The sequence below is a fragment of the Sandaracinobacteroides sayramensis genome, from assembly GCF_022014495.1.
Lineage (GTDB): Bacteria > Pseudomonadota > Alphaproteobacteria > Sphingomonadales > Sphingomonadaceae > Sandaracinobacteroides > Sandaracinobacteroides sayramense.
In genome coordinates this window covers 26,859-40,734 of the sequence record NZ_JAKLSQ010000024.1, presented here as the reverse complement: position 1 = coordinate 40,734, position 13,876 = coordinate 26,859, and the positions used below count along the sequence as shown (strand labels likewise).

Sequence of the window (13,876 nt, the reverse complement as noted above, 5' to 3'; positions counted from 1 at the left end):
TTCGTCGCCCCGGGCTTGACCCGGGATGACGGACAATGTATCCATTGCTTCTATGGGTTCTCAATCTGGTTTCTCCGCGCTCTTTCGGTTTTCCGCGCTTCCAGCGTATTTCCTGTTTTCTGCGCTTCCAGCGCGAGGCCATTGCAGCGGGCAGGGCGATGCCGCTATGGCCGGGGCATGGGCGATGTTTCCTTTTCGTTCGCGGGTGAGACGCTGCACCCCCTGACTTGCGGCGCGCTGTTCTGGCCCGCGCGCGAGACGCTGCTGGTGGCCGATCTGCATCTGGAAAAGGGCTCGGCTTTCGCCCGCAAGGGCTGGCTTCTGCCGCCCCACGACAGTGTGGACACGCTGCGCAAGCTGGCCGCCGCCGTCCGCCTGACGGGCGCGCGGGACGTGGTCGCGCTGGGGGACAGTTTCCACGACGCCGATGGGCCGGCCCGCCTGCCGGAAGCCGCGCGCGAGCTGCTGGCCGCCCTGCTGGATTCCACCCGATGGCTGTGGGTGACGGGCAATCATGATGGAGAGAGCGGCGCTGCGCTTGGCGGGCAGGCCGTGCCGGAGGTGCGGCTGGGTGGCATCGCGCTTCGCCATGAGGCGGAGCCGCATAAATCAGACGTGGCGGAGCCGTATAAACCCGACGTGGCGGAGCCGTATGGATCAGACGCGGCGGAACCGGATGGATCGGGCGCGGAGATCAGCGGCCATTTCCACCCGAAGGTTCTGCTGGAGCTTCGAACCGGCCGGCGAGTCAGCCGCCGTTGCCTGGCGCTTGCCGGCGAGCGGCTGGTGCTTCCGGCCTATGGCGCCTTCGCCGGCGGGCTGTTCGTCGACGATCCCGCCTTCGCCCGGGCGCTGGGGGCCCGGCCCGAGGCCTTGCTGGCGCTGCCGGAAGGGCTGCTGCGCATTCCCGCCCCGGATAAGTCCCCCTTGGACAAGGACAAAGCCGCATGACCTGGTTTCCCGAACGCCATGCCCGCATCTTCTGCGCGGCGGTGAACTACGCCGCGCACCGCGACGAAATGGGGCGCGGCGAAAGCGGCCCGCATCCGATGCTGTTCCTGCGCACGCCGCAATCGCTGGTGCGCGCCGGCGAGCCGCTGGTGAAACCGGCCAATTCCGAAAGCTTCGATTATGAAGGCGAACTGGCATTGGTGATCGGCACGGCCGGTCGGCACATCCCGCGCGAGCGGGCGTTGCAGCATGTGGCCGGCTGGACGCCTTTCCTGGACGGTTCGTTGCGCGACTGGCAGCGCCACACCGCCCAGTTCACGCCCGGCAAGAATTTCGACCGCTCCGGCAGCATCGGCCCGGAACTGCTGCCCGCCGCCGCGTTCGGGGATTATCGCCGGCACAGCCTCTCGACCCGGGTGAACGGGGAGACGGTGCAGCATACTGCGATCGAGCTGATGCTGCACGATGTGGAGACGCTGATCGCGTATATCTCCGCCTTCACCGAGCTCAATCCCGGCGATGTGATCGCTACCGGCACCTGTGGCGGTGTGGGCGAGAAGCGTGTCCCCCAATTGTGGCTGAAGCCGGGGGATGTGGTGGAAGTGGAGATTTCAGGGATGGCCGTGCTGCGCAATCCTGTGGCTGCGGAAAGGTGATCGGGGCGGGATTCATCGCCGATTCAGGCCGGAAGGGGAGGATGTCGCCCATGACTCGCTTCATTTCCCCATTCGCCCTGCTCGCGGCCGTCTCTCTTGCTTTGCCCTCGGCGGCGGTCGCGCAGGATACGCTGGCGAACGATGCCAAGTCCGCCGCCTATGAAATGGGCGAGATCGCCCAGGCCGCCGATGGGGCTTTCGGCGACGCCTCCGAAGGGGTGGCGAAAGTCATCGAGAAGGTCTTCGCCGATCTGGGCAAGCCCAATGCCTATATCGTCGGCCGCGAAGGCGGCGGGGCGCTATTGGTGGGCCTGCGCTATGGCAAGGGCACCCTCCATTCCAAGGTGGAAGGGGCGCGGACCGTGCACTGGACAGGCCCCTCCATCGGCCCCGACGTCGGCGGCGATGCCTCGCGCAGCTTCGTGCTGGTCTATAATCTGCACGACACGGACGACATCTTCCAGCGCTTCCCGGCGGTGGAGGGGAAAGCCTATCTGATCGGCGGAGTGTCGGCCAATTACCACCAGCGGGGCAATGTCGTGCTGGTGCCGATCCGCCTTGGCGCCGGCTGGCGGCTGGGGGCGAACGTCGGCTATCTGAAATATACGCGCGAAGGGCGGGTCCTGCCCTTCTGAACCGGCATCTCCTGCCAAGAAAATCCAGGCCAGGGGGCAAGCCCGCGGTGACGGGGCGGTTTCGCCATATCCGCCCGATCGCCGGGTGCAAGGTCACGGCTTGAATGGCGGCGGTGTGCCTCGTAAAGCCGGCGATGCCCATGGCTTGCAGTTCCTCGCCCCTTCGTCCGGTTTTTTCCGCCGCGCTGCTTGCCCTGCTGCCGGCAGTCGCCGCCCATGCGCAGGAGCCGGGGCCGCCTTCCGCGGCGCCGGCGCTGGCGGAACCGATGGTGGAGTTCGAGGCCGACCAGCTCGTCTATGACGAGAATGTCGAGGTGATCACCGCCACCGGCAATGTGCGCGTTCGCCGCGAGAACCAGACGGTGACAGCCGACACCGTGGTCTACAATCGCCGCACCGGGCTGGTTTCAGCCAGCGGCAATGTGATGATGGATGACGGCAACGGCATCCGCGCCGTTGCCGACGATTTCGAGCTGACGGAATCGCTGCGCGACGGCGCGGTGGAGAATCTGCTGCTGATCCTGTCCGACGGCAGCCGGCTGGCGGCGAAGTCCGGCGTGCGCGAGAATGGCGTGTCGCGGCTGGATCGCGCCGCTTATTCGCCTTGCGCCGTGGTCGACGAGGTGACCGGCTGCCCGAAGGAGCCTGTGTGGCAGCTGAAGGCGGTGAGGGTCGTGCATGATCCGATGCGCGGGCGCGTCTTCTATACCGGGGCCCGGCTGGAAATGTTCGGCGTGCCGGTGGTGGCGCTGCCGAAGCTTTCCCATCCGGACAGTTTCGACAAGAGCCAGACGGGCCTCCTTCAGCCGGATTTCAGCATTTCGCGCGAGCTGGGCGGGGAAGTGCGCATCCCTTATCTCTGGTCGATCGCGCCCGATCAGGATCTGACGCTCACCGGCAATCTCTACACCAATGTGCGTCCGGTGATCGGCGCCGATTATCGGCAGCTTTTCGCGGGCGGGCCGATCCAGATCGGCGGGCTGGTGACCTATGCGCGGGGGCAGCGCGAGGATCTGCAGACGGGGGAAATCGTTTCCACGCCGGAGCGGCTGCGCGGCGCGATCCAGGGCAACGGCCGGATCGAGCATGGCGATGGCTGGCGGTCCAGCTTCTCCGCGCGGCTGACGAACGACGACAATTTCCTCGGCCGCTATCAGGTGAGCCTGGATACCCGCCTGCGCAGCACCTATGCGCTGGAGCGTTTCGAGGATCGCGCGGCGGTCGGCCAGCGCTATTTCTCCGTCCGCGGCTGGTATTTCCAGGATCTGACTCCGACTTCGGACGCCAGCAAGGTGCCGGTGGCGCTGCCGCTCGTCGACCTGATGTGGCGGCTGCCCGACAAGCTGCTGGGCGGCCAGGTGCTGGTGCAGGCGAACAGCCTGGGGCTCTACCGCAAGGACGGCCAGTCGATGGCGCGGGCGCTGGCCTTCGCGCAGTGGGACCGCAGCTTCCTGACGCCCATGGGGCAGCGCATCACCTTCACCGGCCTGCTGCGCGGCGATGTCTATACGGCGAGCGACTCCCTGCTGGCGGACGAGCCGGTCTACGCCGGCAGCGACGGCTGGGCGGCGCGCTTCGTGCCGCTGGCGGCGGTCGATATGGAATGGCCGTTCGCCGGGCAGTTGTTCGGCGGAACGCAGACGCTTTCGCCGCGGGTGCAGATCGTCGCTTCCACGTCCACGGCGAACGGCGGGATTCCGAACGAGGATTCGCGCGCCATCGACCTCGAGGATTCAAACCTCTTCTCGCTGAACCGCTTCCCCGGCTACGACCGCTGGGAAGGCGGCACCCGCATCACCTATGGAGTCGACTGGCGCTGGTCGCGGCCGGGCCTCGCCCTTTCCGCGCAGATGGGCCAGAGCTACCGGCTGGACAACAACGAGAATTACTTCCCGCAAGGCACCGGGCTTTCCGGGCGGACGTCCGACATCGTCGGCCGCGCCTCGGTGCGGATCGGGCGCTATGTGGAGGTGACGCAGCGGCTGCGGCTGGACAAGAATAATCTGGCGATCCGCCGCAACGAGACCGATGTCGCGATCGGCAGCCGGCAGACCTTCGTGTCGGTCGGCTATCTGAAGTACAACCGCAACATCGATCTCGAAGACCTGACCGATCATGAGGAGGTGCGCGCCGGCGCCCGTGTCGCTTTCGGCAATTACTGGGCGGTGTTCGGCTCGACCGTCATCGACCTCACCTCGCGCGCGGAAGATGTCTTCACCACCAACGACGGCTTCCAGCCCATCCGCCACCGGCTGGGGGTCAGCTACACCGACGAATGCTTCGAGTTCGGCGTGACCTGGAAGCGCAATTATGTGGACAACCCCAATGCGCGCGAAGGGAACACCTTCCTCTTTTCGATCAAGCTCAGGAATCTGGGCTGAGGCGGTTTCAGCACCGGTTCAGGCGTCGGCGTGATAGGGTGGGAGTGGGCTATGCCGCCGGAGGGAAGAGTGCTGGCGCATGGCCCGGCCGTCGTTTATGCGAAATGCGTCGATTGCGAAGCCGCCCGCCGCTTCGGCTGAGGGGCGGGAGCGCGAATTCAGGAAGCACAGGTTGAACTTGGCAAGCATGAAATCCTTCCATCCGGCGCGTGCGGCGCTTCTGGCCGCCGCTTTTCTCGCCGCCGCGCCGACCGGCGCGCAACAGGTCGCGCCGACGGGCGCGCAGCAGGTCGCCACTGCGCAGCAGGCCGGCCCCTCCGCCTCGCAACGCCAGGCGTCCGCGCTGGACCTGCCCGAGATCACCATCATGGGCGCGGTCGATCCCAATGTCCGCAAGGCGACGGCGATCGTGAATGGCGACATCATCACCGACACCGATGTCGACCACCGGCTGTCGCTGGTGCTGATCGCCAACGGCGGCCGCGTGTCCGACGAGGAGCGGCAGGTGCTTCGCCTGCAGGTGCTGCGCAACCTGATCGACGAGAAGCTGCAGATCCAGGAAGCGGGCGAGAATGAAGTGGCGATCCCGCAGAATGAGGTGGATCAGGCCTATAACCGGGTTTCCGCCAACTTCCGCCAGTCGCCCGAGGAATTCGCCGCCTATCTGCGGCAGGGCGGCTCCTCGCCGGATTCCATCAAGCAGCAGATCCGGGCCGAGCTGGCCTGGAGCCGCCTGCTGCGCCGGCGGGTGGAGCCCTTCGTGAACGTCGGCGACGACGAGGTGCAGTCGGTCATCCAGAAGCTGGAGCAGTCGAAGGGGCAGGACGAGTTCCGTGTCGGCGAAATCTTCCTGTCCGCGACGCCGGAACTGCAGCAGCAGGTGATGGCGGACGCGCGCCGCATCGTCGAGCAGGTGCGCGCCGGTGCCAGCTTCGTCGCCTATGCGCGGCAATTCTCCGAAGCGTCGACGGCGGCCGTCGGCGGCGACCTCGGCTGGGTGCGCGCCGAGCAGCTTTCGCCGGCCCTGCAGGGCCTCGTGACCGCCATGCCGCGCGGCGCCGTTTCCGATCCGGTCAGCGTGCCCGGCGGCGTCGCCATCATCGCGCTGGTGGACAAGCGGCAGATTCTCTCCGTCGATCCGGCGAATGCCATGCTGTCATTGAAACAGCTTACCATCCCCCTGAAGGCGGACATCAGCGAGGCGGAGGCCCGCAAGGTGGCCGCGAATGTGCAGGAGCGGACACGGAACATGGGCGGTTGCGGCAAGGCCGAGGAAGTGGCGCGCGAGATCGGCGCGGAAGTGGTTTCGAACGATCAGCTTCGCCTGGGCGAGCTTCCGCCGCAATTGCAGCAGGTGCTGGGGCAGATGCCGATCGGCACGGCGACGCCGCCCTTCGGCTCCGCCGACGACGGGCTTCGCGTGCTGGTGCTCTGCGGCCGCGACGATCCGGCGGCTTCCGCCTCGCTTCCGAGTTTCGATCAGGTTTACAGCCAGTTGAACGACCAGCGGGTGAACAGCGCGGCGCGCCGCTATCTGCGCGACCTGCGCCGGGATGCCGTGATCGACTATCGCTGAACCATGATCGCGATGCTCCCCGATATCGATCTGCCGGCGTCGGTTGCCGCCATTGCCCCGTTGGCGGTGTCGGTGGGCGATCCGGCCGGTATCGGCCCGGAGGTGATCGCCAAGGCCTGGGCCATACGGGCCGCGCATCGGCTTCCGCCTTTCTTCGCCATCGGCGACCGGCGCAGCATCGAGGCGGTGTGGGGCGGGCCGATCGCGCAGATTTCCAACCCTTCCTCCGCCGCGGCGGTCTTTCAGGAAGCGCTGCCGCTGATCCAGGTGGACGAGCCGGATCAGGTGATTCCCGGCCTGCCGACGCCGACGGGCGCGCGCTGTGCGCTCGATTCGCTGGAAATCGGCGTGGGTCTGACGCGCGCGGGCACGGCTTCGGGGCTTGTGACCGGCCCGGTTTCGAAGGCGCAACTCTATTCCATCGGCTTCAGCCACCCGGGGCAGACCGAGTTCGTGGCCGAGCGCTGTGGCGTGGCGGCGGAAAATGTGGCGATGATGATGGTCGGCCCCGATCTTCGCACGGTGCCGGTGACGATCCACCGGCCGCTGGCGCAGGTGCCCGAAGCGCTGACGTCGGAATTGATCGTCTCGCGCTCGCGCACGGTGGCGCGCGGGCTGCAGCGGGATTTCGGCATCGCCGAGCCGAGGCTGGCGGTCGCGGGGCTCAATCCGCATGCCGGCGAGGGCGGCAACATGGGGCGCGAGGAGCTGGAGATCATCGTCCCGGCGATCCAGATCCTGCGCGACGAGGGGCTGGACGTGAGCGGGCCGCATTCCCCCGACACCATGTTCCATGCCGCTGCCCGTTCCGCCTATGACGCGGCCATCTGCATGTACCACGATCAGGCGCTGATCCCGCTGAAGACGCTGCATTTCGACACCGGCGTGAACATGACGCTGGGGCTGCCGCTGCTGCGCACCTCGCCGGACCATGGCACGGCCTTCGGAATCGCCGGGCGGGGCGAAGCCAATCCGCGCGCGATGATCGCGGCCATCGCGCTGGCCGGGCAATGCGCCCGGGCGCGGGCGCCGATGGCGAGCGTTTGAGCGGCGCCGGAGAGGCGGCGATCGCATCCGATGCGATCCTGGCGCTGCCGCCGCTGAGGGACGAGATAGCGGCGGCCGGGCTGCGCGCTTCCAAGGCCCTGGGGCAGAATTTCCTTCTGGACCCCAATCTTCTCGACCGGATCGTGCGCTCCATCGGCCTTGCGCCGGGCGACCGGGTCTATGAAGTGGGGCCGGGGCCGGGCGGGCTGACGCGGGCGCTTCTGAAGACCGGGGCCGAAGTGGTGGCGATCGAACGCGATTCCCGCGCCATTCCCATATTGCAGCGGCTTGCCGCCGCCAGCGGTGGCCGGCTGCGGGTGCTGGAGGGGGACGCGCTGAAGGCGGACCCGCGCGCGCTGGTGGGGGAGGGGGCGCATATCGCCGCGAACCTGCCCTATAACATCGGCACGCTGCTGCTGACCGGCTGGCTGACGCAGGCGCAGTGGCGGCCCTGGTGGCGATCGGCGACGCTGATGTTCCAGAAGGAAGTGGCGGACAGGCTGGTCGCCCGGCCGGGAACGCCGGCCTATGGGCGGCTTTCCGTGCTGGCCCAGCTGCGCGCGGACGTGCGGATCGAGACGCTGCTGCCGGCGCGGGCCTTCACGCCGCCGCCCAAGGTCGACAGCGCCGTGGTGCGGCTGGTTCCGAAAGCACCTCTGGAGCCCTTTTCCCTGCCGCTGCTGGAGCGGTTGACGGCGGCCGGTTTCGGCCAGCGGCGCAAGATGCTGCGCCAGTCGCTCAAAGGCGTGGAAGGGGCGCTTGCGGCGATGGAGCGGCTGGGGCTCGACCCGACGCTTCGGGCCGAGGCGCTTTCCATCAGCGACTTTGCCGCTCTTTCAACGGCGCTGGACGCAGACCTTGCATATAGTTGAGCACGATCGACATTTCCTTCACGCCATTCAGTTCGACGCTGACATGCTCGATCTTCGGCTTGGAAAGCCCCAGCCGCGGGTTGCGGGAGAAGCCCACTCCGTCCTTGAAGGGGGCGAACTTGCCGTTCGCGTCGCGGTCGTGCAGCGCCGCGACGATCAGCGTGCCGGACGAGGGGACGGGGGCGCAGACCGTCATCGGCCCGTCCGGCGTCACGGGCGTGTCGAGCCGCTGCACATAGCGGCCGGAGGCGAGGAAATCCTCCTCGTTCGCGGGATAAATGGCGATTCGCAGATTGCCGACGCGATCCTTGAAGCCGTCGACGGTCACCAGCGCGGCGGGGCCATTGGCGCCCGGTGTGCAGGCCTGCGGGATGCCGAACACGGCGGCGGCGAGAAGTGCGGATGTGGCGAGCATCCTTTCCGGCTAACCCATATCCGGCGAAAGCGGAAGCCGGCTTGGCCTTCCGGACGATGGGCTGCTAAGGCGGGCGCATAATGGCGCCCCTGACGGCTATCGACCGCTATCTCTTCCGCCTCATCATCGTGCCGTTGATCGGCACGCTGGTGATCGCGGCCATGCTTCTGCTTCTGGAGAAGATGCTGAACCTGTTCGACTTCGTGGTGAACGAAGGCGGGCCGGTGTCGGTCGTCTGGCGGATGCTGGGCAACCTCATTCCCGAATATCTGTCGCTGGGGATACCGATCGGCGTGACACTCGGCATCCTGCTCGGCTTTCGCAGGCTGGCCCTGTCCTCGGAACTGGATGCGCTGAATTCCGTCGGCGTCGGGTACGGGCGCATGCTGAAGGTACCCTATATTCTGGCCACCGTCTTCGCGATCGTGAATTTCGGCATCGTCGGCTTCCTGCAGCCCTATTCGCGCTACGCCTATGAAGGGCTTCGCTTCGAACTGCGCTCGGGCGCGCTGGGGGCCAGCATCAAGGTGGGGGAATTCACCCGCATCGCCGAACGCACCACGCTGCGGGTGGAGCAGAGCTTCGACAAGGGGGCCGATCTGCGCGGCGTGTTCGTGCGCGCGGGGCAGGCGGACGGGCGCTCGCTGGCGGTTTCGGCCGCGCGCGGCCAGTTCCTGCTGACCGATGATCCTGACGTGATCATCCTGCGGCTGAAGAACGGCACGCTGGTGCATGATTCGCCGCGCAACCAGGTTCCGCGCGTGCTGACCTTCGTGCAGCACGACCTGCCGGTGGACCTGCCGGCCATGGAGCGGTTCCGCACGCGCGGGGCCGAGAATCTGGAACGAACGCTTCCGGAGCTGTGGAAGATGATGCGCTCGCCCGAGACCAGCGAGCAGGACCGGACGATGGCCTCCGCCGCCTTCCACCGGCGCATGGTGCAATGGGTGGTGATGTTCGTGCTGCCGCTGCTGGCGGTGGCGCTGGCGGTGCCGCCCAAGCGGACGACATCGGCGATCGGCGTTTTCCTGTCGGTGGTTATGCTGGTGACCTACCACAAGATATCCGAATATGGCGAGCGCATGGGCGCCATCGGGCGGATCGACCCGATGCTGGCGCAATGGGTTCCCTTCGCGATCTTCACCGCGCTCTGCTTCTGGTTCTATCATGTGCTGGCGCACAAGCCGGGCGGGCAGCCGATCGGCGGGCTGGAGCGGGCGATCAAGAAGTTCACCGGGCTGTTCAAGGGGCTGAAGAAGCCGGCGGCGAAGATGGGCCTGTTGCCCGAAGAGGCGGAAACCGTCGCCGAGGGAAGCCGCTAGATGCTGAAGCGCCTGTTCCCGTCGCCGTCGCTCGCGCTCTACACCGCGCGGATGTTCCTGGTGCGCACCATCGCCTTTCTGGCGGGGCTGGCGATCATCCTGATGACGCTGGATCTGCTGGGGGAATCGGCGCGGATCCTGGCGGTGCCCGGCAATGGCGAGGCGGAGCTCTGGAAATATGTTTCCATCCGCATGCCGCAGATTATCGCCCTGTTCCTGCCCTTCTCGGTGCTGCTGGCGACGCTGCTGACCTTCATGACGCTGAACCAGAACAGCGAGATCACCATCTTCAAGGCGGCCGGGATCAGCGCCCACCAGATACTGGCGCCGCTGGTGATCGCCGGTCTGGGAATCGCGGCCCTGAATTTCGTCTTCAACGAGCGGGTGCTGGTGCGCGCCAACGCCGAATACGACCGCTGGAAGGCGGCCGATTACAAACCCCTGTCGCCGGAAAACCGCACCGGGCGCGAAGTGTGGGTGCGCGCCGGCGACGATCTGTGGCACGCGAGCGCCGTGGAAGGGAAGGGCGCCACCACCATCCTGCGGGACGTGACCATCTACAACCGCGAGCATGACCGGCTGGTGGAGATCGTGCGCGCCGAGGAGGCGGCGCCCGCGGAGCGCGGCTGGGAGTTGAGCATGGCGCGGCGCTTCGACGTCGCGTCCGGGCGGCTCACCACCATGTCGGTGCTGCCCTATATCTCGCCGGCGCAGCCGCAGCAGTTCACCACCCAGGGGGTGAACGCGGACCATCTGCCTCTGTGGGAACTGGTGCCCGCCATTCGCGACCTGCAGGAGGCTGGAAAGCCCACGGACCAGCTCGTCGCCAAGCTGAACCATAAATTCTCCGGCCCGCTTTCCGCGGCGCTGATGCCGCTTCTGGGCTCGGTCGCCGCTTTCGGGTTGGCGCGGTCGGGCAAATTGTTCCTGCGCGCGGTGTCCGGGCTTGCCCTGGGTTTCGCCTTCTTCGTGGCCGACAATTTCGCCATGGCGATGGCGGATTTCGGCACCTATCCGCCCTGGGCCGCCGCCTGGGCGCCGTTCCTGCTGTTCTTCCTGGTGGGCGAGAGCCTATTGTTCCGAACCGAGGAATAGCCTGCGGCGGATTGGCGCGGCGCGGTTCGGGGCGCATTGACACCCCAAAAAAGCCTTGTTTGCCGCCTAATTGCCGGGCCTGATCAAATTGGAGTGAAATCCGTGTTCGCCGAACATACCAAGCGCGCCGGCATCTGGAGCCGCAACCATTATCTGGACCGCATGACGCTGAAGGATCTGGCGGTCGCCTATTTCCAATATTACGCCATCCAGGCCTATCTGCTGCTGGCCGCCGTCAGCATCGGCGTGGCGATCTGGAGCCCGCCGACCCTGGTTCAGGGCGCGGTGGCGGTGGTGTTCGCGCTGATCATCTACCCGCTCGCCTGGTATCTGCTGCACCGCTATGTGCTGCACAGCCAGTGGATGTACAAATCGCCGCTGACGGCGAAGACCTGGAAGCGAATCCATTACGACCACCACCAGGATCCCAACCATCTGGAGGTGCTGTTCGGGGCGCTTTACACCACGCTGCCGACCATCGCCATCGCCACTATTCCGGCCGGCTGGCTGATCGGCGGCGTCGGCGGCGCGGCCGTTTGCTTCGCGGCGGGGCTGATCATCACCTGCTTCTACGAATTCTTCCACTGCATCCAGCATTTGTCCTACAAGCCGAAGAACAGGTGGCTGGCCGATATCAAGCGCCGGCACATGGCTCACCATTTCCACGACGAGGACGGCAATTTCGGCATCACCAGCTTCTGGCCCGACCATCTGTTCGGCACCTTCTACGAGCGGGAGGACCGGCCGAACAAATCGCCGACCGTCTTCAACCTGGGCTATACGGACGAAGTCGCGCAGAAATACCCATGGGTTTCCCGGCTTTCCGGCGGCGTGGCCAAGGGGCATCCGCGGCAGCGGGCGGCCGCCAACGCCGGCAATAACGCCGGCAATTCTGGGCAGGACGCCGCCTGAGGTGGCGCTGACGATTTCGCCGGTCGGCTCGGCCGCCGACCGGCGCGCTTTCGTGGACCTGCCCTGGACGCTTTACGCCAACGACCCGAACTGGCGGCCGCCGCTGAAGGACGAGGTGCACGCCCTCATCAGCGGGCCGAAGCGCAATCCCTGGTTCCTGCATGGGCGCGCCGCTTTCTTTCTCGCCCGGCGGGGCGGGCAGGTGATCGGGCGTATTTCGGCGCAGGTCTGCGATCTCGTGCAGCAGAAGCGCCCGGGCCTCGGGCAATGGGGTCTGTTCGAATCTGTGGATGAGGCCGAAGTCGCCGGCCAGTTGATCGCGACTGCCGAAGCCTGGCTGCGCGAGCAGGGCATGACGCAGGCGCAAGGCCCGATCAGCATATCCTATTGGGACGAGCCGGGCTTGCTGGTGGAAGGCTTCGACACGCCGCCCAAGGTGATGATGGGGCACCATCTGCCCTATTACGCCGGCCATATAGAAGCGGCGGGCTATGCCGGCGTGAAGGATCTCTACGCCTGGTCGGTTCCCGTGCGCGACGGTTTTCCGGAAATCGTCAACCGAATCGTCGCGGCGGGGGAGCGCAACAGCCGGATCCGCATCCGCAACGTCGACCTCGACCGGTTCGATTCGGAAGCGCGGATCATCCTCGAGATATTGAACGAGGCCTGGTCCGATAATTGGGGTTTCGTGCCGCTGACGGACGCGGAAGTGGAGCATGTGGGCAAGAAGCTGAAGCCCATCGTGCTGCCGCACCAGGTGCTGATCGCCGAATATGAAGGCGAACCGGTGGCCTTCATCATATCAATCCCCGATCTCAACCAGTTGACACTGGATCTCAATGGCCGGCTCCTCCCCTTCGGCTGGGCGAAGCTGCTGTGGCGGCTGCGGAATCCGCAGACGCTCTGGTTCCGCGTGCCGCTGATGGGGGTGCGGCAGAAGCTGCAGGCGACTCGAACCGCCTCCATGCTGGCCTTCATGATGATCGAGCAGGTGCGGCGCACGGGCGTGTCCCGGCATGGCGCCGAATGGGCGGAAATCGGCTGGATCCTGGAAGACAATGGCCCGATGATCTCCATCGCCGAGGCGATCGGCGCGAAAATCACCAAGACCTATCGGATTTTCGAGCGCGAATTATAGGAAATCCCACCGGAACGGCGCAACTGCGGCCGGCAATTCTGGCCGCGACTCGATTCACATGCTATCGAAAGGTTAATTTCGTTTCGAGGTCTCGACCGGCGGAGCGGTGACGCAGGGAGCGCGCGCCGTTCAAGCCGGCTGGAGGGCGTCGCGCAGGGTCGCGCAAGACTGTGGGTGTCGCGGTCAGAAGGATAAGGACGTGGGATCGAGCAATCTGTCTGACGTGGATCTGGCGGCCCGGGTGGCGCGGCTGACGGCCGGCCAGCGGGAATGTCTGGATCTGGTGGACGATCATGCGACTTCCAAGGAAATCGCCCGGCAGCTGGGCATTTCCCGCCATACCGTGGACGCGCGGCTGCGCGCCGCGATCCAGACGCTGGGCGTCAGCAGCCGGCGTGAAGCGGCCATAATCTACCGCGCGGCCGCCCAGGCGCAGGCCTATCATCCGTTCGCATATCAATCGCCGCAGATTGTTTCGCCGAGGCCCAAAGCGGCAAGTTCCCCGCATGACGACGAGGTCGAACAATCAGGGCAGGCGCCAGCCGGGCGTGCATCGGGGCAGGGGAGCTATGGTTCTCCGCCTGCGGGCATCCTGGGGGCGCATCAGGCCGGATCGCAAGGCTCTGCCGGGCCGGCGGTCGACCATGTCGCCGACAGCGCCGTCTGGGCTGCGCAGCCGCTCGCCGGTTTCGCGCCGCCTCGTTCGTCCCTTCGTTTGTGGGGAGGCGCGAATGACCTGACGCCCACGCAGCGAATGGTCGGCATCGTGGTGGTGATGATCCTGGCGATGCTGGCATTTGGAATGTTCCTTTCAGGGATAGAAGCGCTGATCCTGCTTCGTTCCTGAAGCCCCCCGAAATCCCCCCGAATTCATGC

The 13,876-nt window shown here is 66.4% G+C and carries 13 protein-coding genes; 12 read left to right on the top strand and 1 reads right to left on the bottom strand.

What is annotated here, in order from left to right; genetic code table 11:
• The first annotated feature begins 177 nt into the window (after nucleotides 1-177).
• From L6Q21_RS15450 to rsmA, 7 genes are all read left to right on the top strand, one after another.
• Nucleotides 178-951, top strand: coding sequence for a metallophosphoesterase (locus L6Q21_RS15450; protein ID WP_237831643.1), 774 nt, complete (start codon nucleotides 178-180; stop codon nucleotides 949-951).
• Complete coding sequence (locus L6Q21_RS15445; protein WP_237831642.1) at nucleotides 948-1,607, top strand: fumarylacetoacetate hydrolase family protein; 660 nt, start codon at nucleotides 948-950, stop codon at nucleotides 1,605-1,607. Before L6Q21_RS15450 ends, L6Q21_RS15445 begins: the two co-directional genes overlap by 4 nt.
• A 50-nt stretch (nucleotides 1,608-1,657) precedes the next feature.
• Nucleotides 1,658-2,242 (top strand): DUF1134 domain-containing protein, encoded by a 585-nt coding sequence (locus L6Q21_RS15440; RefSeq protein ID WP_237831641.1) that lies wholly within the window; start codon nucleotides 1,658-1,660, stop codon nucleotides 2,240-2,242.
• Between the two features lie 140 nt (nucleotides 2,243-2,382).
• The gene (locus tag L6Q21_RS15435; RefSeq protein ID WP_237831640.1) at nucleotides 2,383-4,623 is read left to right on the top strand and encodes an LPS-assembly protein LptD; all 2,241 of its coding nucleotides are present in this window, start codon (nucleotides 2,383-2,385) and stop codon (nucleotides 4,621-4,623) included.
• A gap of 187 nt (nucleotides 4,624-4,810) precedes the next feature.
• Nucleotides 4,811-6,199, top strand: a complete 1,389-nt coding sequence (locus L6Q21_RS15430; RefSeq protein WP_237831639.1) for a peptidylprolyl isomerase — start codon at nucleotides 4,811-4,813, stop codon at nucleotides 6,197-6,199.
• A gap of 3 nt (nucleotides 6,200-6,202) precedes the next feature.
• Nucleotides 6,203-7,246 carry a 4-hydroxythreonine-4-phosphate dehydrogenase PdxA gene (gene pdxA / locus L6Q21_RS15425; RefSeq protein WP_237831638.1) on the top strand — a complete coding sequence of 348 codons (1,044 nt, stop codon included), beginning with the start codon at nucleotides 6,203-6,205 and terminating at the stop codon, nucleotides 7,244-7,246.
• Between the two features lie 20 nt (nucleotides 7,247-7,266).
• Entirely contained in the window at nucleotides 7,267-8,118 is an 852-nt protein-coding gene (gene rsmA, locus L6Q21_RS15420; RefSeq protein ID WP_237831771.1) for a 16S rRNA (adenine(1518)-N(6)/adenine(1519)-N(6))-dimethyltransferase RsmA, read from the top strand.
• On the opposite strand, the gene L6Q21_RS15415 is transcribed toward rsmA, so the two are convergent.
• The gene (locus L6Q21_RS15415; protein ID WP_237831637.1) at nucleotides 8,063-8,533 is read right to left on the bottom strand and encodes a DUF2141 domain-containing protein; all 471 of its coding nucleotides are present in this window, start codon (nucleotides 8,531-8,533) and stop codon (nucleotides 8,063-8,065) included. The two genes, rsmA and L6Q21_RS15415, sit on opposite strands and share 56 nt — an antisense overlap.
• Before the next feature lie 80 nt (nucleotides 8,534-8,613).
• On the opposite strand from L6Q21_RS15415, the gene L6Q21_RS15410 reads away from it, so the two are divergent.
• From L6Q21_RS15410 to L6Q21_RS15390, 5 genes are all read left to right on the top strand, one after another.
• On the top strand, nucleotides 8,614-9,855 hold the full coding sequence (locus L6Q21_RS15410) for an LptF/LptG family permease (RefSeq protein ID WP_237831636.1): 1,242 nt from the start codon (nucleotides 8,614-8,616) through the stop codon (nucleotides 9,853-9,855).
• The gene (gene lptG, locus L6Q21_RS15405; RefSeq protein ID WP_237831635.1) at nucleotides 9,856-10,950 is read left to right on the top strand and encodes an LPS export ABC transporter permease LptG; all 1,095 of its coding nucleotides are present in this window, start codon (nucleotides 9,856-9,858) and stop codon (nucleotides 10,948-10,950) included.
• A 93-nt stretch (nucleotides 10,951-11,043) separates the two neighbouring features.
• On the top strand, nucleotides 11,044-11,862 hold the full coding sequence (locus L6Q21_RS15400; protein ID WP_418895833.1) for a sterol desaturase family protein: 819 nt from the start codon (nucleotides 11,044-11,046) through the stop codon (nucleotides 11,860-11,862).
• 1 nt (nucleotide 11,863) lies between these two features.
• Nucleotides 11,864-13,000: an N-acetyltransferase gene (locus L6Q21_RS15395; RefSeq protein ID WP_237831634.1), complete on the top strand. Its 1,137-nt coding sequence runs from the start codon at nucleotides 11,864-11,866 to the stop codon at nucleotides 12,998-13,000.
• A gap of 199 nt (nucleotides 13,001-13,199) precedes the next feature.
• Entirely contained in the window at nucleotides 13,200-13,847 is a 648-nt protein-coding gene (locus L6Q21_RS15390; protein ID WP_237831633.1) for a LuxR C-terminal-related transcriptional regulator, read from the top strand.
• Nucleotides 13,848-13,876: the final 29 nt, after the last annotated feature.